This window comes from Lonepinella sp. BR2357 (assembly GCF_051851525.1).
In the GTDB taxonomy this organism is placed as follows: Bacteria; Pseudomonadota; Gammaproteobacteria; order Enterobacterales; family Pasteurellaceae; genus Lonepinella.
Map to the genome: position 1 here is coordinate 23252 of NZ_JBPDVG010000006.1, position 18194 is coordinate 41445.

Genomic DNA, 18194 nt, shown 5'->3' on the forward strand with positions numbered 1-18194 from the left:
TGCTAAAAGTTAATCTAATTTATCAATATGGCTAAAGCTCAAGTTGAGATTTTGCAATGCCTGTTGAGCTAAATTACAAGGATACGATTGAAAAATTTCTTTTTCTTTATTGACAATACTGTCGTAAGCCTCCCTTGGAATGGTTTCGGCTTTTTTGTCCACATTCAGAGATTGATAATGGGCTTCAAATTGAGCAACGCATTGATTGTAGTCTTTTTTCAAGCTATCAAAATCTTTCATATAATTCTCAATGAGTTGATTTTGCTGTTTTTCCACGGCTTTGTTATACACAGAACAAGCCGAAGATGGTCGTCTGTCAGTTTGGCAATAGGAAGTATCTTTAATTAACTCAAGATATGGTTTCGCCAATAATTCTTTTAGCCCAGTGAAATAGAATTTATTATAAAGATGATGCCTAACATTATTGCGGATTCTGTCATCTATACGGGTTGAGCCACTAAAATCGGTATGATTTATAACGTAGTCCAAGGTATTTAACTCTGACTCCTCTGTTTCTACCCAATAATCTAGCGAAAAAGATCTGTCATTAGGTTTCATTAGAACGCTAATCAATTTAGCAATGCCCTGTTGCCAATTTAAATCTTTAAAAGGGGCTATTTCTTGTTCAACCTTGGCAGACACTTGTTTTCTTAGGTTGGCTCGCTCAAATTCGTTCTGAGCTATACGATATTTCTGATAGAAACGATCCAATTTGTCGCTATAAAGCTCTTGGTAAAAAAAGAGAGAAGAATTATGAATGAGACGAACGAAAGGAACTTTCAACTCTAATTTTTCGCCATAAAATTGTTTAAAAACATCATAGTCCGAGGTTTTTTCATCAAAAGTCGTTGGCATTGGCAATTCAAGCGTCAGTAAACTCAAACCTGCATTGGCACAATTTTCAGCAAAGACTTGATAGGCATTCAGCATTTCAAAATAATTCAAATCCCCGAAACTAAAGTCTTTGTCTTTAAATTTATCTTCAATTTGATCCGCTTGCTTTTCTATTGACTTGTACTCGCGTTGAGCAATGGGTTCACACTGAGCCAATACCTCTTTGGCTTTGTCTGGATTTTTGCTGTAATAATCCTTTGTCTGTAAATCTTTTGGATAATTCAGCTCAATATTTTCAATAGCATAAGTCATGCTACTCACACCAGCCAGCACAATGGCTGCACCAAGGCTGATAAAAAAGTTTTTTTTCATTTTCATAGGGACATCCTGTTGTTAGATAAAAAAGAGAGGTCGTGAAAAAGGATCAAAAATCCCCATATCACTTGGGAAAATTATGCCATATTATATGTAAAAAAAAACAGTATTTTGTGAGATTATTGGAATAAATGGGATCGGGCGCGGGGGAAAGATCGAGGAAAAAGATCGGGCTACTGTTGTAACCCTTGCAAAAAATGAACGACTTTATCTAAATCCCTCGTCCGTTTCGCATTCGGCAAACTTTTCAAAAAGGTTTTGCCATAAGGACGATTGACTAAACGGCTGTCACAAATAATCACCACGCCACGGTCGGTGACATCTCGAATTAACCGCCCAACCCCTTGTTTTAAGGCAATTACAGCTTCTGGGATTTGTAAATCATTAAAGGGTTCGCCACCCTGTAACTTACAATCTTCAATACGGGCTTTGAGCAAGGGTTCATCAGGTGAGGTGAACGGCAATTTATCAATAATGACTAATGATAAGGCGTCCCCTCGCACGTCCACACCCTCCCAAAAACTGGAGGTGGCGACCAGTACGCTGTGCGGTTCGTGAATAAAATGATCAAGCAATTTGGCTTTGGCCATTTCGCCTTGTAATAAAATCGACAGTGTGCTGTTTTCTCGAAAATATTCCGCTAAGCCTTTCATCATAAAATAAGAGGTGCAAAGCACAAAACAACGCCCGTTGTTCGCTTCAATCACCGGTAATAACATTTCTGCGAGCTGTTGTAGGGTGTGTTTTTGGTTGCTACTTGGCAAATAGCGTGGCACGCATAACATGGCTTGTTCGGGGTAATTAAAGGGGCTTTGTAGCACTTTTTGCTCGGCCTGTTGAATGCCTAAACGTTGGCAAAAATGGTTGAAACTGCCGCCCACTTCAAGGGTAGCGGAGGTGAAAATCCATGCGGCTTTTTGATTGGCCAGTTGCTCGCCAAATTTATCAGCGACGGTCAACGGCGTGATATGTAAGCCAAATTGACGGTTAAAGGTTTCATACCAATAGCAATAGCCGGTAATACTGGTATCAGACAGGCGGGTGAGCTGTGTTTTTACGGCGTTAATACGATCAAAAATGCTGTCTAAGGTTTGTGAACGCCCTAAGGCGAGTTTCACCACTTCGGCGGTAAAACCCAATTTTTCTTGTAAAATTTCTAAGCCTTTTTGCACCGCAGTTTGTCGCAATAAATCTCGCCAATTCCCCCGCTGATTGCCCTCACCAAGCAACAGGCGAAAATCTTGCACCATTTTTTGCAGATGATCGCTCGCCACGCCCAACTGCTGCATATCTTTCACTTCGGTACGATAGACAATTTGCAAATCTTTACAAATATCAAACAGTTGGCGAGACGTCAGCGATTGTCCGAAATATTGACTGGCAATGTCCGGCAGTTGATGGGCCTCATCAAAAATAATCACTTCGGCATCGGGGATCAGTTCCGCAAAACCGCTTTCTTTCACCGCCATATCGGCACAAAATAAATGATGATTAACCACCACTAAATCCGCCGCCAAGGCTTTTTTGCGTGCCAATGCTACATAACAATCGCCGTAATGCGGGCAATCGGTGCCTAAACAGCTATCTGTGGTGCTGACTAATTGCGGTAAAATCGGGCTGTCTTCTGCTAACGTGCTACATTCCGACAAATCCCCTGTTTGGGTGGCAATTTGCCATTTTTGCACCTTGCTTAAATCCACCAAAATGGATTTATCCCCCACCAAGCCCATGTATTTCACCTGTTCCATCCGTTCCAAACAAAGATAATTGGCACGTCCTTTCAGTAAGGCGATTTTGCCTGTGTAATTTAAGGCTTGTTTAATGGCGGGTAAATCTCGTTTAAACAGTTGATCTTGTAAATTTTTTGACCCTGTGGAAATAATGGTTTTCTTTTTCGCCAACAATGCAGGGGCAAGATAAGCAAAGGTTTTGCCTGTGCCTGTTCCCGCCTCGACCACAAGTGCGGTGCGATTTTTGATCGTTTTTTCCACCGCAGTTGCCATATCCAACTGTTCTTGACGAGGACGAAAACCGCTAATCTGTTGGCTTAAGGCGCCAGTTTCAGAGAAAATTTGGATAATGTCGGATGGCTGCATGTTTATTTAGTTCGTTATTCCTTTGGCGGTATTGTATCATTTTGAGCAAAGAAAAAGGCAAATTTATTCTTACCTGTAAAATTGTTGAAAATAATTCTTATTTAGTTTAATCTAAAGCGGACTGCTTTGTGGTCAAATAACGTGGTAAATAAAATTTCACATTCATGAGGAAGGTATTACAATGAAAAAATTACTGAAAAAAAATGCGATTTTAACGGGTTTTGCCGCGGCTGGCTTGATGTTATCCAATGTCGCCATGGCCGATCTTTTGGTGTATAACGGTCAACCGAAAAATACAGGGGTTGAAAAAGCGGCGCAATTATTTAGTGAAAAAACCGGTATTAAAGTTGAGCTAAAAGCGGGCAAAGGCTCGGACTTCGTTAACCAATTAAAAGAAGAAGGCGATAAATCCTCTGCCGATATTTTTATTGCCGAGGGGGCTAATTTATTTTTGACCTTAAGTGATGCAGGCTTGCTTGCGCCTGTGAGTGAAACCGCATTAAACAATGTGAAAAGCGACAATGTGCCACCGGCCCCGAACAAAGATTTTGTGACGATTGGCGTGCGTGGTCGTGTGTTAGCTTACAATCCAACTAAAATTGCGGAAAAAGACTTGCCAACGTCTTGGACAGAAATGGTCAATGATCCAAAATGGAAAGGCAATTTCTCTTATCACCCTGCCTCTGGTGCATTAGTTGAGCAAGTGGCCGTATACAAAAAATTGCACGGTGTCGATGCCACCAAAGCCTTTTTGAAATCCCTTAAAGCCAACGGCCAATCCATTAACGGGCATTTAGATGCCTTGAAAAAAGTGGACGCGGGCGAGTTAGGCGTGGCGATCATTAATCAATATTATTTAGAGCGTTTATACAAAGAAAAAGGGCAAGAAAATGTGCAAGCGAAAATCCATTATATGCGTAATGCGGATGCGGATTCTACCTTGGTATTTTCAGGCGCAGCGGTGTTAAAAGCCACAAAACAAGCCAAAGAGGCCCAACAATTCTTAGATTTCTTAACCAGCAAAGAGGGACAGGAAGTCTATGTGTCGACCTCTACAGAATGGCCAACCAATGCAAAAGCGGTTTCACCTGTGGGCTACTTAGTGCCATTGGATAGCCTCAATCCACCGAAAGTCACGCTAAACAGTAAAGCCGAATTAGATGAGGCCAAAGCGTTGATTAAAGAGGCGGGCATTAAAAAAGAAGAAAGTGCAAAATAAGCCAAAATCAGGGATAATATTGTCAAATATTCAGTTTTTGTATTGATTATATTTGTGATGTAATTGTAGAGGCGTATTGCATACGCCCTTTTGCTCGATCTGTCTTGGGCGTATGCAATACGCCCCTACAAGATCAATACAATATTTATTTACATCCATCAAAAAAAGGAAACATTATGCACCGCACTTTCGTCCAATCTATCAGCAATGAACTCAGCCTTTATCACTATAATGACATTCCCGTATTGGAAGTAAACCACAATGTTGGCAGCGCCAAAATTGCTTTGCAAGGCGCCCATTTATTCAGTTGGCAACCTGCACATACTAAACAAGATGTCTTTTGGTTAAGCGAAATTGAGCCATTTAAACAAGGCTCCGCCATTCGTGGCGGTGTGCCAATTTGCTTTCCGTGGTTTGGTAATAACGGCACACCTGCGCATGGATTTGCTCGCACCCATTTGTGGGATTTAACAACGCATGAAATCAGCCCGAATCAAGTAAGTTTGACATTCTCTTTGTTCGCAGAAGATAAAACGCTGATTGCCACAATTCAAATGTTATTTTCTGAACAATGCGAACTCATTTTTACCAATTATTCGCAAGAGAACGCGCAATTAGCGTTACATAGTTATTTTAATGTGGGCGATATTCAACAGGTACAATTACACAATTTACCAACCACAACCTTTAACTCATTGACAAAACAACAAGAAACTGTGCCATCACCACGTACCATCAGGGAAAATGTGGATTGTATTTATTCCGCAAAAAATGGCGCAACGATTATTGAAGATCAGGCCCATCAACGTACGATTACGGTTGAACATCAAAATGCCTCCGACATTGTGGTATGGAATCCATGGCATAAACCGACGAGCAGTATGTCAGAAACGGGTTATCAAACCATGGTTTGTGTGGAAACCGCACGGATTAAACAGGCTTTACAGCAGGAAAGTGTGGGGGTAAAAATTCAGGTAAAATCCACCGCAGTTTAACCTTAACGCTCAGGGTAGCGATCACTTTCGCTACCTGACTTCCCTCTTGAAATTTCCCAATTCATCACCATTTTATGATTAACAGTTTCAAAATTTCATAAGGAGAAAAGATGAAAACCTATCAATTTTCACTGTCAAGAGCGCATGTTATCGCACAACGCATTAGCACATTAATGAAAGAAACGGCACAACTGGCTTTGCAAAAATACAGTTATCACCTTGATAAAAACGATATGCTTTATTGGGAAAGTGAAAGCAAGCGTCAGTCGGTATTACAAAAAATTGAGGACAATAGTCAGCAATTTTTACAATATGAAAACGACTATATAAAATTTAGCGAAATATTGGCACAGTTACGTAAAACCATTGCGCAGGCCAATCAAAAAACGGGGATTTCCGATCGGTTAACCGATATTCGTCTGCTTGATACGCAATTAAGTTTTCTAAATGATATTCAACAAAATGGTAATGTGGCCGATGACAACGCCACTGATTTTGTCAACGAAATGCAAGATCGTTTAACGATTTATGCCAAATTAGAAACGGAATCCGCCCGTTATAATGCCATTGAGCGTGATTTTCCGCTATTAATTAAAACAGAAAATGCGGAACAAACCGCTTTGCGTCAACAAAAAATGGCACAATTAAAGAATCAACGTATTCGTTTGAATGATGAAATTCGGGATCTGAACGGTGCAACCTCCATTCAGATTGAATTAGATGACGCCATGGCGGAAGCCTTAAATCTGGCCTAATAAAATATAAAACGGTGTGGTTGCGACCGCAAAGAGGCGCCCTCGGGCATCTGTTTGAAAACGCACCTGAACAATACCGAGCTACTCTAATTGAACATTAGAGTAACAGATAAAATGATGGGTATCGACCCGCCTAAGATGAATTGCCTTGTTTCTTTGTTGGTTGTGATGTCATCTAGGTTGCGTAATGTATATTGTCATACCCTTTTGTTGGTTGCTGATTGTTTATTGCTAGTTGAGCTTTCGGTATTGTTCAGTTTTCTTTATTATTATGGGAGTTTTTATGAATCAAAACATTATTCCAAATACGAATGACCAACGCTCTACACTATGGATTGCTTATGCCTTATTTGGGGCGGGCATTCTGTTTGGCGGATTACCCGCTATTGCGGGCGTCATTCTGGCTTATATTAAGAAAAATGAAGTGTTTGGGGCTTACCAAGATCATTATCGTTTCTTAATCCGCACGTTCTGGGGAACCCTATTGGGTTTCGTAGTGGGTGGCATTCTTTCGATTATCGGCATTGGTGCATTGATTATTTGTGCGGCATCTATTTGGTATATTTTCCGCATTGTCGTCGGCGCATTGCGTTTAAAAGAAAATGCGACAGTGACACCGACAGGCTGGTTTAAATAATTATCAGCATAACAAAATAAACCCTGTTTTAAACAGGGTTTATTCATTCTCTTATTTATCCAAAAACAACGCTGCTGCCCCACGCACGCCACCTGAATCGCCATATTTGGCTTTTTTAATCACAGGCACTTTAGCACTTCGCATTAAATGGGCGGGTAAGGCGTTTGGTAAGGCCTCATACAGATAATCAAAATTAGACAACCCGCCACCAAGAACGATTAAGTGCGGATCGAATGCGGTGATAATATTGCCAATCGAAATCGCTGCGAGTTCCACAAAAAGATCCACAAATTCCACCGCAGTTTTATCCTTGGCATAAAAGCGCTCAATAATGTCTTTGGCTGATAACTGTTCACCTTTTAAATCATGATATAACAATTCAAAACCACGACCCGATAAATAAGTGTCTAAACAGGCTTGATTGCCACAACCACAACGATAAATCGGCGCTTTGTCCCAACCGAGTAATTTTAAGGCGTGATAGTTTAATTGCAAATGGCCTAATTCGCCCGCCATGCCCACTTTGCCGGAATGTACTTTGCCGTTAAACACCAATCCGCCACCAAAACCCGTGCCTAAAATTAAACCTAACACAAAAGGATAGTGCTGATTTTCGCTGTCCCACGCCTCCGATAAGGCAAAGCAGTTGGCATCATTTTCCGCACGCACTTCTCGCCCTAATAATGCCGACAAATCTTGCAAAATCGGCTTGTTGTCGGCCACTCGAATATTGGTAATTTCCGCTAACCCTGTTTCACGGTTAACAAAACCCGGTAAGCCCAAACCTACCGTGCCTTTTTCGCCGAATTTTTGATCCGCCCGATTCACTAAATCCACAATCGCTTGCAACCATTGTTGATAGCTGTCTTTCGGGGTTTCAATGCGTTCGCTGTATTGTTTTTCTAACTGTGCATTAAAGGCCGCCAATTCAATTTTGGTGCCGCCAATATCTAATCCATATAACATAAAAAACTCCTGTTTTTTTTCACCGCACTATTTGACAAATAATAATCTATTTTGCTGAAAAATCTGTTTCTTTTCAAGATAAAAGAACATGACGGCATGGACAATCCAAGCGATCAAGGTGCTAATCAATAAATCAATCGGATGGTGCATGCCTAAACGTAAACGGCTCACCAACATCAATACCGACCACAACAATACGCCGACCACTAACACTTTAGAGGCAAAACGACAGCGCCCCATAAGTTGGGTAAAGCCCACCGCTAATAATAGCCAACTGGCGGCAAAAATCGTATGGCCTGATGGGAAAGAATAACCTGTTTCTCTTTCTCGGTGATGAACTAGCCAAGCGGGTGTTTCAGTTTTATTGGCATAAAATTGTCTGACAATCACCGCACGTTGTTCACGGGGTTGATCGTAAAAATAGTCCGTTGACACACCGCTTTGTTCTGCCAAGGCACTGACATAAGGACGAGGTTCCGCAAACACCGTTTTGGCAGCGGTTTTAATGCCTTGCGTGATCACCATCGAAATGGCCATAATGATCACCGCACTTATCCATTTTGATTTGCTGGAAAAAAGTGGCAAAAAACATAAGGCCAACACCGCACAACTTATCACCGCATAAGGCACACTGCCCGTTTCGGTTAACCCATATAAAATATGATCAAATGCGGTTAAATCACCATCACCTTGCCATTGCCATGAAAAAATCCACACAAAAAATGGCACAAGGCAAAGTAAAAAAGTATATAATGAAAGGCGTTTTAGCATAGCGGCTGTCCTATGTAATAAAGTATGTAATGAAATGTAATTGAGAAATCTATTCTATCACTAGAAAACTAAAAGCAAAATAAGGATTTATTTTATGGCGAAAATTCAGCTTGTGACTGAAGCCAATTTACCGACCGAATTCGGTATTTTTAAGATTGTCGGATTCGAATTCCCTGAGAACAAAAAAGAACATGTGGCCTTGGTGATGGGCGATATTCGAGATGGTCAACCGGTGTTGGCTCGTATTCATTCCGAATGTTTAACCGGCGATACGCTGTATAGTTTAAAATGCGATTGCGGTTTTCAACTCGCTAGCGCCTTGCGTCAAATCAGCGAAGAGGGCCGTGGCGTGTTGATTTATCACCGAGAAGAAGGCCGTGGCATTGGGTTAATTAACAAAATTCGGGCCTATGCCTTGCAAGATCAAGGCATGGATACCATTGAGGCCAATTTAGCCTTGGGGTTTGCCGCAGACGAACGTAATTTTGCGGTTTGTGCGGATATTTTTGCGTTATTAGGCGTTAATCAAGTACGCTTATTAACCAACAATCCGGCGAAAATTGAGACCATGAAAAAAGCGGGCATTAATGTGGTTGAACGAGTGCCATTAAACGTGGGGGAAAATCGTTACAACACCGCTTATTTAGACACCAAAGCGAAAAAAATGGGGCATTATATTGTGCATCATCAAGGCGAGGCGGAAAATAGCGAAAAACATTTTTTAAATTGTCCCCATTGTTTGTCGGAAATTCCATCCAAATAAGCCCCAATTTTATGACATAGATCACAAAATTTGTGACTAATTGCAAATTTTTATTGTTGCAAGATTGTTACAATTATAAAATAGCGGATTATTATTTCACATGCTTGTGATGTTTGTTTTTTGAAGGACACATAACTATGGCTACGCCACAAATTCTTATCGTTGAAGATGAAACAATTACGCGCAATACCTTAAAAAGTATTTTCCAAGCGGAAGGTTATCATACCTTTGAGGCTTGCGACGGTAATCAAATGCAACAAATTCTCGCCAACAAAGAAATCCATTTAATCGTGATGGATATTAATCTACCGGGTAAAAACGGCTTGATGTTAGCCCGTGAATTGCGTGAACACACCAAAACGGCACTGATGTTTTTAACCGGTCGTAATAACGAAGTGGATAAAATTCTCGGCCTAGAAATCGGCGCAGATGATTACATCACCAAACCGTTTAACCCAAGAGAATTAGCCATTCGGGCCCGTAATTTGTTACAACGTACCATGGGCGAGGAAAAAGACGATCCGAAAGTCGATACCTACCGTTTCAATGGTTGGACGTTAGATGTCAATCAACATGCGTTAATTAACCCAGAGGGCGACATTCTGAAATTACCACGCAGCGAATTTCGTGCCATGGTGCATTTCTGCCAAAACCCCGGCAAAATTCAAACCCGTGAAGAATTATTGAAAAAAATGACCGGCCGTGAATTGAAAGAAAATGATCGTACCGTGGATGTCACCATTCGTCGCATTCGTAAACATTTTGAAGATCATGCGGGGACACCCGAAATCATCTCCACCATTCATGGTGAGGGTTATCGTTTTTGTGGTCACTTAGAATAACCCCTTTCAAGCGACATTTAAGTGCGGTGAAAAATTTAGCCGAATTTTTACCGCACTTTTTCTTGATAATTCCCCTTGTTTATTTGTACATTGCCCCGATATTAGGTAGAATTGTCTTATCTTTTGAAATCAACGAAATACTATGACCAAGAAAAAAAATAAAGTCGGTTCCAATACTATTGCGTTAAATAAACGGGCTAGACACGAATATTTTATTGAAGAAGAAATTGAGGCGGGTCTTTCCCTGCAAGGTTGGGAAGTGAAATCCATGCGTGCGGGCAAAGCCAATATTAGTGACAGCTATGTGATTTTTAACAATGGAGAGGCCTATTTATTTGGGGCCACCATTCAACCCTTAAGCGTGGCCTCTACGCATATTGTGTGCGACCCTACTCGAACCCGTAAACTATTGTTAAGCAAACGAGAATTAGATAGCCTATTTGGCAAAGCAAATCGTGATGGATTCACCATTGTGGCCTTGTCACTGTATTGGAAAAATGCGTGGGCGAAAATTAAAATTGGCTTGGCCAAAGGCAAAAAATTACACGACAAACGTGACGATATTAAAGATCGTGAATGGAAAGTTCAAAAAGATCGTATTATGAAACATGCCCAGCGTGGCTAATCACTCATTTTTATTAACTACTTGGAGAATATGAATGGCACAGGATCAAGATCCTTGGGCAGCACCGGGAACGAATTCAGGCAATTCCTCGGCGCAAAAGCCAACTAATCAACCCACAGATGAACCGAAAAAATCGCAAGATAACGAGCAATCGCCGCCCGATTTAGAGGAGGCCTTTACCAATTTGCTGAAAAAATTATCCGGCAAAAATAAAGGTAATGGTTCAAATAATTCATCCAATAATAAATTACCCGAAATTAACGTCGGTAAATTATTGCCCCTTGCCGTTCTGGTTGGCGCCGTGGTGTGGGGATTAAGCGGTTTATATACGGTGAAAGAGGCTGAACGTGGCGTAGTAACACGTTTTGGTCAACTGCATGCGATTGTGCAACCGGGTTTAAACTGGAAACCGACCTTTGTGGATCAAGTGTTGCCGGTGAATGTTGAACAAGTCAAAGAGCTGAAAACCCAAGGCTCCATGCTCACGCAAGATGAAAACATGGTAAAAGTTGAATTAACCGTGCAATATCGTGTGCAAGATCCCGCCAAATTCTTATTCAGCGTGACCAATGCGGAAGATAGCTTAGGTCAAGCCACCGACAGTGCGTTGCGTTATGTGGTCGGTCACATGACCATGGATAATATTTTAACCACTGGCCGTTCCGTGGTGAGAGAAGATACGTGGAAAGCCCTTAATGAGATCATTAAGCCTTATGATATGGGCTTAGAAGTGATTGATGTAAACTTCCAGTCTGCTCGCCCACCGGAAGATGTGAAAGACGCCTTTGATGATGCCATTAAAGCTCAAGAAGATGAACAACGTTATATTCGTGAGGCAGAGGCTTATGCCCGTGAACGTGAGCCAATCGCTCGAGGCAATGCGCAACGTATTTTAGAAGAGGCCACGGCGTATAAAGAACAAATTGTGTTAGATGCCAAAGGGGAAGTGGAACGTTTTCAACGTTTGTTGCCAGAATTTAAGGCAGCGCCTGATGTATTAAAAGAACGCTTATATATTCAAACCATGGAAAATCTGATGGCCAAAACGCCAAAAGTGATGATGGATGCCGGCAATAATTTAACCGTGTTACCTATGGATCAGTTATTACGCCAGAAACCAGCGAGCGTGCCAGAAACGGATGTACAACGTTTTGAGAAAACCATTCCAAGCTCAAGTAATAGCAGTAATAATAGTGCGGTGAATTCTCAGCCAGTTTATAACGTGCCAAGCTCAACCAACAATAATCGCCAAGGGAGATTTAACTAATGCGTAAATATTTAACTTCCATTGTGATCGTATTAGCTTTGGTGCTTTATTCTAGCCTTGTGGTGGTACAAGAAGGCAGCCGTGGCATTATGTTACGTTTTGGCAAAGTGCAACGTGACGTCGATAACAAAGTCAAAGTCTATTCACCAGGTTTACACTTCAAAGTGCCGGTATTAGATAGCATGAAATTGCTTGACGCTCGAATTAAAACCTTAGACGGCCAAGCGGATCGTTTTGTCACCGTGGAGAAAAAAGACCTTTTAGTGGATTCCTATGTCAAATGGCGAATCAGCGATTTTGGCCGTTTCTTCACCACCACGGGCGGCGGTGATTACACCCAAGCCTCGAATTTATTACGCCGTAAAGTCAACGACCGTTTGCGTTCTGAAATTGGTTCCCGCACCATTAAAGACATTGTGTCTGGCACCCGTGGCGAATTAATGGCAGATGCGAAAAAATCCCTCAGTACAGGCCAAGACAGCACGGCAGAATTAGGGATTGAAGTCATTGATGTGCGAATTAAGCAAATTAATTTGCCGGATGAAGTGTCCTCCTCTATCTATCAACGTATGCGTGCCGAACGTGACGCCGTTGCCCGTGAACACCGCTCACAAGGGAAAGAAAAAGCCGCCTTTATTCAAGCAGATGTAGATCGTAAAGTCACGTTAATTACGGCCAATGCGAATAAAACCGCACAAACCTTACGAGGTGAGGGCGAGGCTACCGCAGCCAAATTATATTCTGATGCTTTTGCGCATGAAACCGAATTTTACAGTTTCTTACGCAGTCTAAAAGCCTATGAAAACAGCTTTGCGGGTTCGGATAACATGATGATCTTGAAACCAAATAGCGAATTTTTCCGCTATATGCAGGCACCGAAGAAATAATTTTAAAAAAGTCTAATCACTGGATTAGGCTTTTTTATTGAGCTTTAAACTAAAAAATAGTAAAGTATCTAGGTTGATTTTTTTAAACACTAACAGGAAATGATTATGGGAAAAAGTGTGGTTGTCCTCGGCGCCCAATGGGGTGACGAAGGAAAAGGCAAAATCGTTGATTTATTAACCGACCGAGTAAAATATGTGGTGCGCTATCAAGGCGGCCATAATGCGGGTCATACCTTAATTATCAATGGCGAGAAAACCGTATTGCGTTTAATTCCAAGCGGTATTTTACGTGAGGGTGTCACTTGCTTAATCGGTAACGGCGTGGTGCTTTCTCCCTCTGCTTTAATGCAAGAAATGGGCGAATTAGAAAGCCGTGGTATTAAAGTGCGTGAACGTTTATTGATTTCTGAAGCCTGTCCATTAATCTTGCCTTATCACGTGGCAATGGATCACGCTCGTGAGGCTGCCTTAGGCAATAATAAAATTGGCACCACTGGCCGTGGTATCGGCCCCGCTTATGAAGATAAAGTGGCGCGCCGTGGTTTACGTGTCAGCGATTTGTTTAACCGTGAAAAATTTGCGGAAAAACTGAAAACTATTTTAGATTACTATAATTTCCAACTGGTCCATTACTACAAAGCGGAACCCGTCGATTATCAAAAAACCTTAGATGACGTGATGGCCGTTGCCGACGTATTAATTGGCATGGTGGCAGACATCAGCACCCTATTAGATACCGCTCGCAAAAATGGCGACAACATTTTATTTGAGGGCGCACAAGGCACCATGTTAGATATTGACCACGGCACCTATCCGTTCGTCACCAGTTCAAATACCACAGCAGGTGGTGTAGCAACCGGTGCCGGCTTTGGCCCTCGTAATTTAGATTATATTTTAGGCATTATCAAAGCCTACTGTACCCGTGTGGGTGGTGGCCCATTTGCCACCGAATTATTTGATGATGTCGGTGCTGAAATTGCACGCAAAGGCAACGAATTTGGGGCAGTCACCGGTCGCCCACGCCGTTGTGGTTGGTTTGATGCCGTCGCCATGCGTCGTGCCATTCAAATTAACAGCATTTCAGGGTTCTGCATGACCAAATTGGACGTATTGGATGGCTTTGATGAAGTTAAAATCTGCGTTGGTTACAAATTACCAAACGGCGACGTGGTGGACTTCGCTCCCCTTTCTGCCAAAGACTGGGAGGGTGTTGAGCCAATTTATGAAAGCATGCCAGGTTGGAAAGAAAATACTTTCGGCGTCACGGATGTTAATCAATTACCGCAAGCTACCCGTGATTATGTCAAACGCATTGAACAAGTCACTGGCGTACCTGTGGCAATTCTGTCCACCGGCCCTGATCGTGTTCAAACCATGATTTTGCAAGATCCTTTTGCTGTTTAATCACCACCCACTCCCCCATTCTCCGCAATGGGGGACGACTTAGGATAAGCAATGCAAACAGAACGTTCGCAACAGACCCGCAGTTATCTTCTTAGCAAGATAACCCTAAAGTGGCTCTTTTATACCGTTATAAGCTTGCTCTTTATTGCGGTTCTAACACTTATCCTTATCGATCAATATGTCGGTTATAAAGTCCGTGATGATATTTACCAGAAAGTGGAAAACACACCGTATCGTCCTTATGCAGTGGTATTAGGTACGGCCAAATACGTCACCAAAAACGTCCCCAATCAATTCTATAATCATCGTCTAGAAAGCACTAAAGCCTTATTTGATGCGCAGAAGATTGACTATGTATTATTGAGTGGCGATAACCGTACTTTGCAATATAACGAACCTCGCACCATGCGACGGGATCTGATTAAAATGGGCATTGCCCCGCAATATTTATACCCCGATTATGCCGGCTTTCGCACCCTCGACAGCATTATTCGGGCTAAAGAAGTCTTTCATGCGGAACCCATGATTATCATCTCACAAGCATTCCATTGCGAACGGGCCTTATTTATTGCCCAATATCACCATATCAATGCCATCTGTTTTGCCGCAGACAATCCCGATATCTACACCCTCACCCGCTTTCGTGAAATTTTCGCCCGTTTCCTGATGGTATGGGAATTACTCACCGAAAAAAAACCGCACTTTTTGGGGGAACCAGAACCGCTACCGGTACCCTTAAATCGGTTGGCAACAGAAGAATAATGTGGGGAAAAATGGGGAATATTAGCTGCCGTTCAGTTTTTGTGCTTTATCCCCTCTCAACAGGTTAGACCAGATTTTAAACAATTTACCAAAACATCAGCAAACCCTGTTCGCATAAGCTAGCACAAGGTTTTTTATCGCATCATTCTGTCTTGTTAGCCGCATTATTCAATGTAAAGAAAATGTAAAGTACATTGTTTCTAATATGAATATTATTTAGAATGATCAACCTGTTTATTTAAAAAAATATAGGATACAGTATGTCGCATCAATCAATCAATCAATCAATCAATCAATCAATCAATCAATCAATCAATCAATCAAAAGCTAATTTAGCATTTAAATTAAGTCCAATTTTTCTTTCTTTATTTTTCGTTGCAAACTTTGCTCAAGCGGAATCGGTAACGACAATGCCTACCCTTATTGCCGATGCAAGTAACCCATCAATTCATATCAGCCCTGATGCTGCCACCAATCCAGAAGCACGCCGCTCCAATACGCCAAGACCCTCTGGATGTTTTGGGACGTATTTTTATACGAAAGATTCTGCCGTCCCCCATCCTGCTTTGAATAAGTACGTAACTAGCGATTCAAATGATGCCAGCAAAGGGATCTTAGCCAATCCAGCCAGTGAAAATCTTTTGATTGGGAATCTACCGGATTATACCTCAGGGTGGTTCTCAGCTATTAAAGAGGGCGATATTAAATATCAACAAATTGAGACCGCCGATAATACCACCATTAATGGCCATGTTTGTGCAATGCTTGTGAATACAGCCGTGAAAAACAGTACCGTCAATGGCAGTATTTATGTTGCTCATGGAGGGTTTACTGCCGAAAATATGACCCAAAATTTTGAAACCAATGGTATAATATGGCAACCAGATCATAGTGTACTCAGTGCAGATGCAGTCATTAAAGACTCCACCTTAACATTGTCCCCGAACGCACAATTTGGCGGTACGGCGGTTAGTGTGGTAGGTACACAGCGTGCTCAATCATTAACATTACAAAATACCAAGATCGATGCACCAAAGGGTAATGCAATATATGTTGGCGGGTATTATATACCTGTGACAAATGAGAAAATTCATCCGAGTAATGTGATTACCCTGAATATTAACGATAGTACCATTACTGCAAAAACATCTGCGATTTATTGGGATTCTCTTGCACAAACTTATAATAACCACGACACCATTAATATAAACCACAGTAAAATTATCCTCGATAGAGACATTGAATCTGATTTAGTGTATGACCGTAATTACCGAGAAAACGGCAGTAATATTGACATTAATATCAGTAATGGCAGTGAGGTATACGGTTTAATTACGCATGATGCTGTCAGTAATACAACTGGAGAGAAGACCAGTCACTATAATCTTTCTTTAAAAGACAGTACATGGACGATGCCAAGTTCTTATCGCTATTCCAGCTTAAAAACCTTAGATGTTAGCAACTCTACCATTGCTTTTGATGGCATTGACTACAGTGCGGATAATGAGCTTGGCTGGAAAGGCTTTGGACAGTTAGTGGTTCATCAAAACTTAACAGGTGATGCGATTTTTAGCTTGAATACTGACTTTACTCAAGAACTCTCTGATGTGATTGTGCTAAAAAATGAAGCGACTGGGGACTATAAATTAGTCATTAACGGTGTAGGTGACGTCGCCGATGAACCCAATGGTCAGGTAACCGTGGTAAAAGGAAATGAAAATAGTCATTCAGCAAAATTTACGTTAGCAGAAAAGGATTATGTGGATTCAGGAAAATATCGCTATCGCTTAGAGTTTGACGGCAATGACTGGGTGTTAAGAAATAAAGAGGGTGAATTAGTGCCTGTAGAGCCTGAAAAACCACAAGAAAACACTGATACCGCTTCCACAGATGACAGTGACGCAACAGAGAATCCGACTGCGCCAAATGCAGGTTCAACGGATACAGAGACGGCTGGCACTGTTGGCAATAATGCGACAGATAATCCTACTGCACCTGCTGCGCCAAACGCAGGTTCAACGGATACAGAGACTGCTAACTCAAATACAGGTTCAAGCGGCAACACTGCGAGTTCAACCTTGCAAGGATTAAATGGTTATAGTAATGCGTTAGTCTCTATCCGCCAAGCTGAATTACTCCACCTAGAACAAAGTTTGCACGATATTCATCACCGTTTGGGCGAATTAAAAGCAGGTAAAAACGACAATGTGTGGGTAAAATACCATTATACTCGTTTTAATTTTGCTAACACCGCCGTTTCCGATCGCTATAGAACCAATGGCTTTGACCAAGATTACAACAGCGTACAACTCGGTGCCGATTTCGCCGTAAACGATGATATCCGTGTGGGTGGATTCGTAGGAACAGCCTACTCAAGCATTGATTACAATGGTCAATATGGCAGCGCTAGCTTGCACAGTAACAATGTTGGTTTATATGCGACTTACCAAAACGAAAACGGCTGGTATTCTGACAATATCGTGAAATATGAACGTATCAAAGTAGAATCTGACTATTTGGATTCACATCATATCAACGGTTATACCTTGTCAACCGAATTAGGCAAAGCCTTTAAATTTGATGATTGGACTGTCACACCACATGTACAATTAATGTGGACAAAAACACAATCTAACGAAGCACAACCTGATATTTCAGCCTTGACTTCAAAAGCGGGTGTTCGTGTGGCAAAAGATCTTGTTATCAGCCCTGTCAGTCGCTTACAACCTTACATGGAAGTCAATGTGTTAAGCACACGTACTGACAATGATGATGTTTACGTAAACAACGTTGCCTTGAATGTGGCCTCTGCTCACACTCGTGTAGAAACGGCGGCAGGTTTCAATCTCACCTTTGGCAACCACCGTTTGGGCGCTGAAGTGAGCGTCGCCAACGGTAGCCGAGTAGATCAAGATATCGCAGCTCAAGCCGTGTATCGTTATCAGTGGTAAACGGAATATCTCGTTAATAAATAATAAAAGCACAGATCAAAATGA

Annotated in this window: 16 protein-coding genes; 12 read left to right on the forward strand and 4 right to left on the reverse strand. The window is 41.7% G+C overall.

What is annotated here, in order from left to right:
* Positions 1-9 precede the first annotated feature (9 nt).
* Both ACTG7L_RS05035 and ACTG7L_RS05040 read right to left on the reverse strand, forming a co-directional pair.
* Positions 10-1212 carry a hypothetical protein gene (locus tag ACTG7L_RS05035; protein ID WP_439327675.1) on the reverse strand — a complete coding sequence of 401 codons (1203 nt, stop codon included), beginning with the start codon at positions 1210-1212 and terminating at the stop codon, positions 10-12.
* A 170-nt stretch (positions 1213-1382) separates the two neighbouring features.
* Positions 1383-3305 (reverse strand): ATP-dependent DNA helicase, encoded by a 1923-nt coding sequence (locus ACTG7L_RS05040; protein WP_439327676.1) that lies wholly within the window; start codon positions 3303-3305, stop codon positions 1383-1385.
* 181 nt (positions 3306-3486) lie between these two features.
* On the opposite strand from ACTG7L_RS05040, the gene ACTG7L_RS05045 reads away from it, so the two are divergent.
* The 4 genes from ACTG7L_RS05045 (at position 3487) to ACTG7L_RS05060 (ending at position 6911) form a co-directional block, all read left to right on the forward strand.
* Positions 3487-4524 (forward strand): extracellular solute-binding protein, encoded by a 1038-nt coding sequence (locus tag ACTG7L_RS05045; protein ID WP_439327677.1) that lies wholly within the window; start codon positions 3487-3489, stop codon positions 4522-4524.
* Between the two features lie 176 nt (positions 4525-4700).
* Complete coding sequence (locus tag ACTG7L_RS05050; protein WP_439327678.1) at positions 4701-5519, forward strand: D-hexose-6-phosphate mutarotase; 819 nt, start codon at positions 4701-4703, stop codon at positions 5517-5519.
* Between the two features lie 110 nt (positions 5520-5629).
* On the forward strand, positions 5630-6274 hold the full coding sequence (locus ACTG7L_RS05055; RefSeq protein ID WP_439327679.1) for a hypothetical protein: 645 nt from the start codon (positions 5630-5632) through the stop codon (positions 6272-6274).
* A 283-nt stretch (positions 6275-6557) separates the two neighbouring features.
* The gene (locus ACTG7L_RS05060; RefSeq protein ID WP_439241784.1) at positions 6558-6911 is read left to right on the forward strand and encodes a DUF4870 family protein; all 354 of its coding nucleotides are present in this window, start codon (positions 6558-6560) and stop codon (positions 6909-6911) included.
* Positions 6912-6962: 51 nt separating this feature from the next.
* Here ACTG7L_RS05060 and nagK read toward each other — a convergent pair whose 3' ends face one another.
* Together nagK and ACTG7L_RS05070 are read right to left on the reverse strand one after the other, a co-directional pair.
* Complete coding sequence (gene nagK, locus ACTG7L_RS05065) at positions 6963-7877, reverse strand: N-acetylglucosamine kinase (RefSeq protein ID WP_439327680.1); 915 nt, start codon at positions 7875-7877, stop codon at positions 6963-6965.
* A 27-nt stretch (positions 7878-7904) separates the two neighbouring features.
* Positions 7905-8648, reverse strand: coding sequence for a phosphatase PAP2 family protein (locus tag ACTG7L_RS05070; protein WP_439327681.1), 744 nt, complete (start codon positions 8646-8648; stop codon positions 7905-7907).
* Between the two features lie 94 nt (positions 8649-8742).
* On the opposite strand from ACTG7L_RS05070, the gene ribA reads away from it, so the two are divergent.
* From ribA to ACTG7L_RS05110, 8 genes are all read left to right on the forward strand, one after another.
* Positions 8743-9411, forward strand: coding sequence for a GTP cyclohydrolase II (ribA, locus tag ACTG7L_RS05075; protein WP_439327682.1), 669 nt, complete (start codon positions 8743-8745; stop codon positions 9409-9411).
* Between the two features lie 137 nt (positions 9412-9548).
* A complete protein-coding gene (arcA, locus tag ACTG7L_RS05080; protein WP_439257619.1) occupies positions 9549-10253 on the forward strand; it encodes a two-component system response regulator ArcA in 705 nt (234 codons plus the stop codon).
* 142 nt (positions 10254-10395) lie between these two features.
* A complete protein-coding gene (gene smpB, locus ACTG7L_RS05085) occupies positions 10396-10878 on the forward strand; it encodes an SsrA-binding protein SmpB (protein WP_439241796.1) in 483 nt (160 codons plus the stop codon).
* Between the two features lie 34 nt (positions 10879-10912).
* Positions 10913-12145: an FtsH protease activity modulator HflK gene (gene hflK / locus ACTG7L_RS05090; protein ID WP_439327683.1), complete on the forward strand. Its 1233-nt coding sequence runs from the start codon at positions 10913-10915 to the stop codon at positions 12143-12145.
* Entirely contained in the window at positions 12145-13032 is an 888-nt protein-coding gene (gene hflC, locus ACTG7L_RS05095; RefSeq protein WP_439241801.1) for a protease modulator HflC, read from the forward strand. The genes hflK and hflC overlap by 1 nt, the downstream gene beginning before the upstream one ends.
* 105 nt (positions 13033-13137) lie before the next feature.
* A complete protein-coding gene (locus ACTG7L_RS05100) occupies positions 13138-14436 on the forward strand; it encodes an adenylosuccinate synthase (protein WP_439327684.1) in 1299 nt (432 codons plus the stop codon).
* A 51-nt stretch (positions 14437-14487) separates the two neighbouring features.
* The gene (locus ACTG7L_RS05105) at positions 14488-15198 is read left to right on the forward strand and encodes a SanA/YdcF family protein (RefSeq protein ID WP_439327685.1); all 711 of its coding nucleotides are present in this window, start codon (positions 14488-14490) and stop codon (positions 15196-15198) included.
* A 260-nt stretch (positions 15199-15458) separates the two neighbouring features.
* A complete protein-coding gene (locus tag ACTG7L_RS05110; protein ID WP_439327686.1) occupies positions 15459-18149 on the forward strand; it encodes an autotransporter outer membrane beta-barrel domain-containing protein in 2691 nt (896 codons plus the stop codon).
* Positions 18150-18194: the final 45 nt, after the last annotated feature.

Coding starts and splice junctions, on each gene's coding strand:
- ACTG7L_RS05035 (WP_439327675.1), bottom strand. CDS start 1,212: ATGAAAATGAAAAAAAACTTTTTTATCAGCCTTGGTGCAGCCATTGTG.
- ACTG7L_RS05040 (WP_439327676.1), bottom strand. CDS start 3,305: ATGCAGCCATCCGACATTATCCAAATTTTCTCTGAAACTGGCGCCTTA.
- ACTG7L_RS05045 (WP_439327677.1), top strand. CDS start 3,487: ATGAAAAAATTACTGAAAAAAAATGCGATTTTAACGGGTTTTGCCGCG.
- ACTG7L_RS05050 (WP_439327678.1), top strand. CDS start 4,701: ATGCACCGCACTTTCGTCCAATCTATCAGCAATGAACTCAGCCTTTAT.
- ACTG7L_RS05055 (WP_439327679.1), top strand. CDS start 5,630: ATGAAAACCTATCAATTTTCACTGTCAAGAGCGCATGTTATCGCACAA.
- ACTG7L_RS05060 (WP_439241784.1), top strand. CDS start 6,558: ATGAATCAAAACATTATTCCAAATACGAATGACCAACGCTCTACACTA.
- nagK (WP_439327680.1), bottom strand. CDS start 7,877: ATGTTATATGGATTAGATATTGGCGGCACCAAAATTGAATTGGCGGCC.
- ACTG7L_RS05070 (WP_439327681.1), bottom strand. CDS start 8,648: ATGCTAAAACGCCTTTCATTATATACTTTTTTACTTTGCCTTGTGCCA.
- ribA (WP_439327682.1), top strand. CDS start 8,743: ATGGCGAAAATTCAGCTTGTGACTGAAGCCAATTTACCGACCGAATTC.
- arcA (WP_439257619.1), top strand. CDS start 9,549: ATGGCTACGCCACAAATTCTTATCGTTGAAGATGAAACAATTACGCGC.
- smpB (WP_439241796.1), top strand. CDS start 10,396: ATGACCAAGAAAAAAAATAAAGTCGGTTCCAATACTATTGCGTTAAAT.
- hflK (WP_439327683.1), top strand. CDS start 10,913: ATGGCACAGGATCAAGATCCTTGGGCAGCACCGGGAACGAATTCAGGC.
- hflC (WP_439241801.1), top strand. CDS start 12,145: ATGCGTAAATATTTAACTTCCATTGTGATCGTATTAGCTTTGGTGCTT.
- ACTG7L_RS05100 (WP_439327684.1), top strand. CDS start 13,138: ATGGGAAAAAGTGTGGTTGTCCTCGGCGCCCAATGGGGTGACGAAGGA.
- ACTG7L_RS05105 (WP_439327685.1), top strand. CDS start 14,488: ATGCAAACAGAACGTTCGCAACAGACCCGCAGTTATCTTCTTAGCAAG.
- ACTG7L_RS05110 (WP_439327686.1), top strand. CDS start 15,459: ATGTCGCATCAATCAATCAATCAATCAATCAATCAATCAATCAATCAA.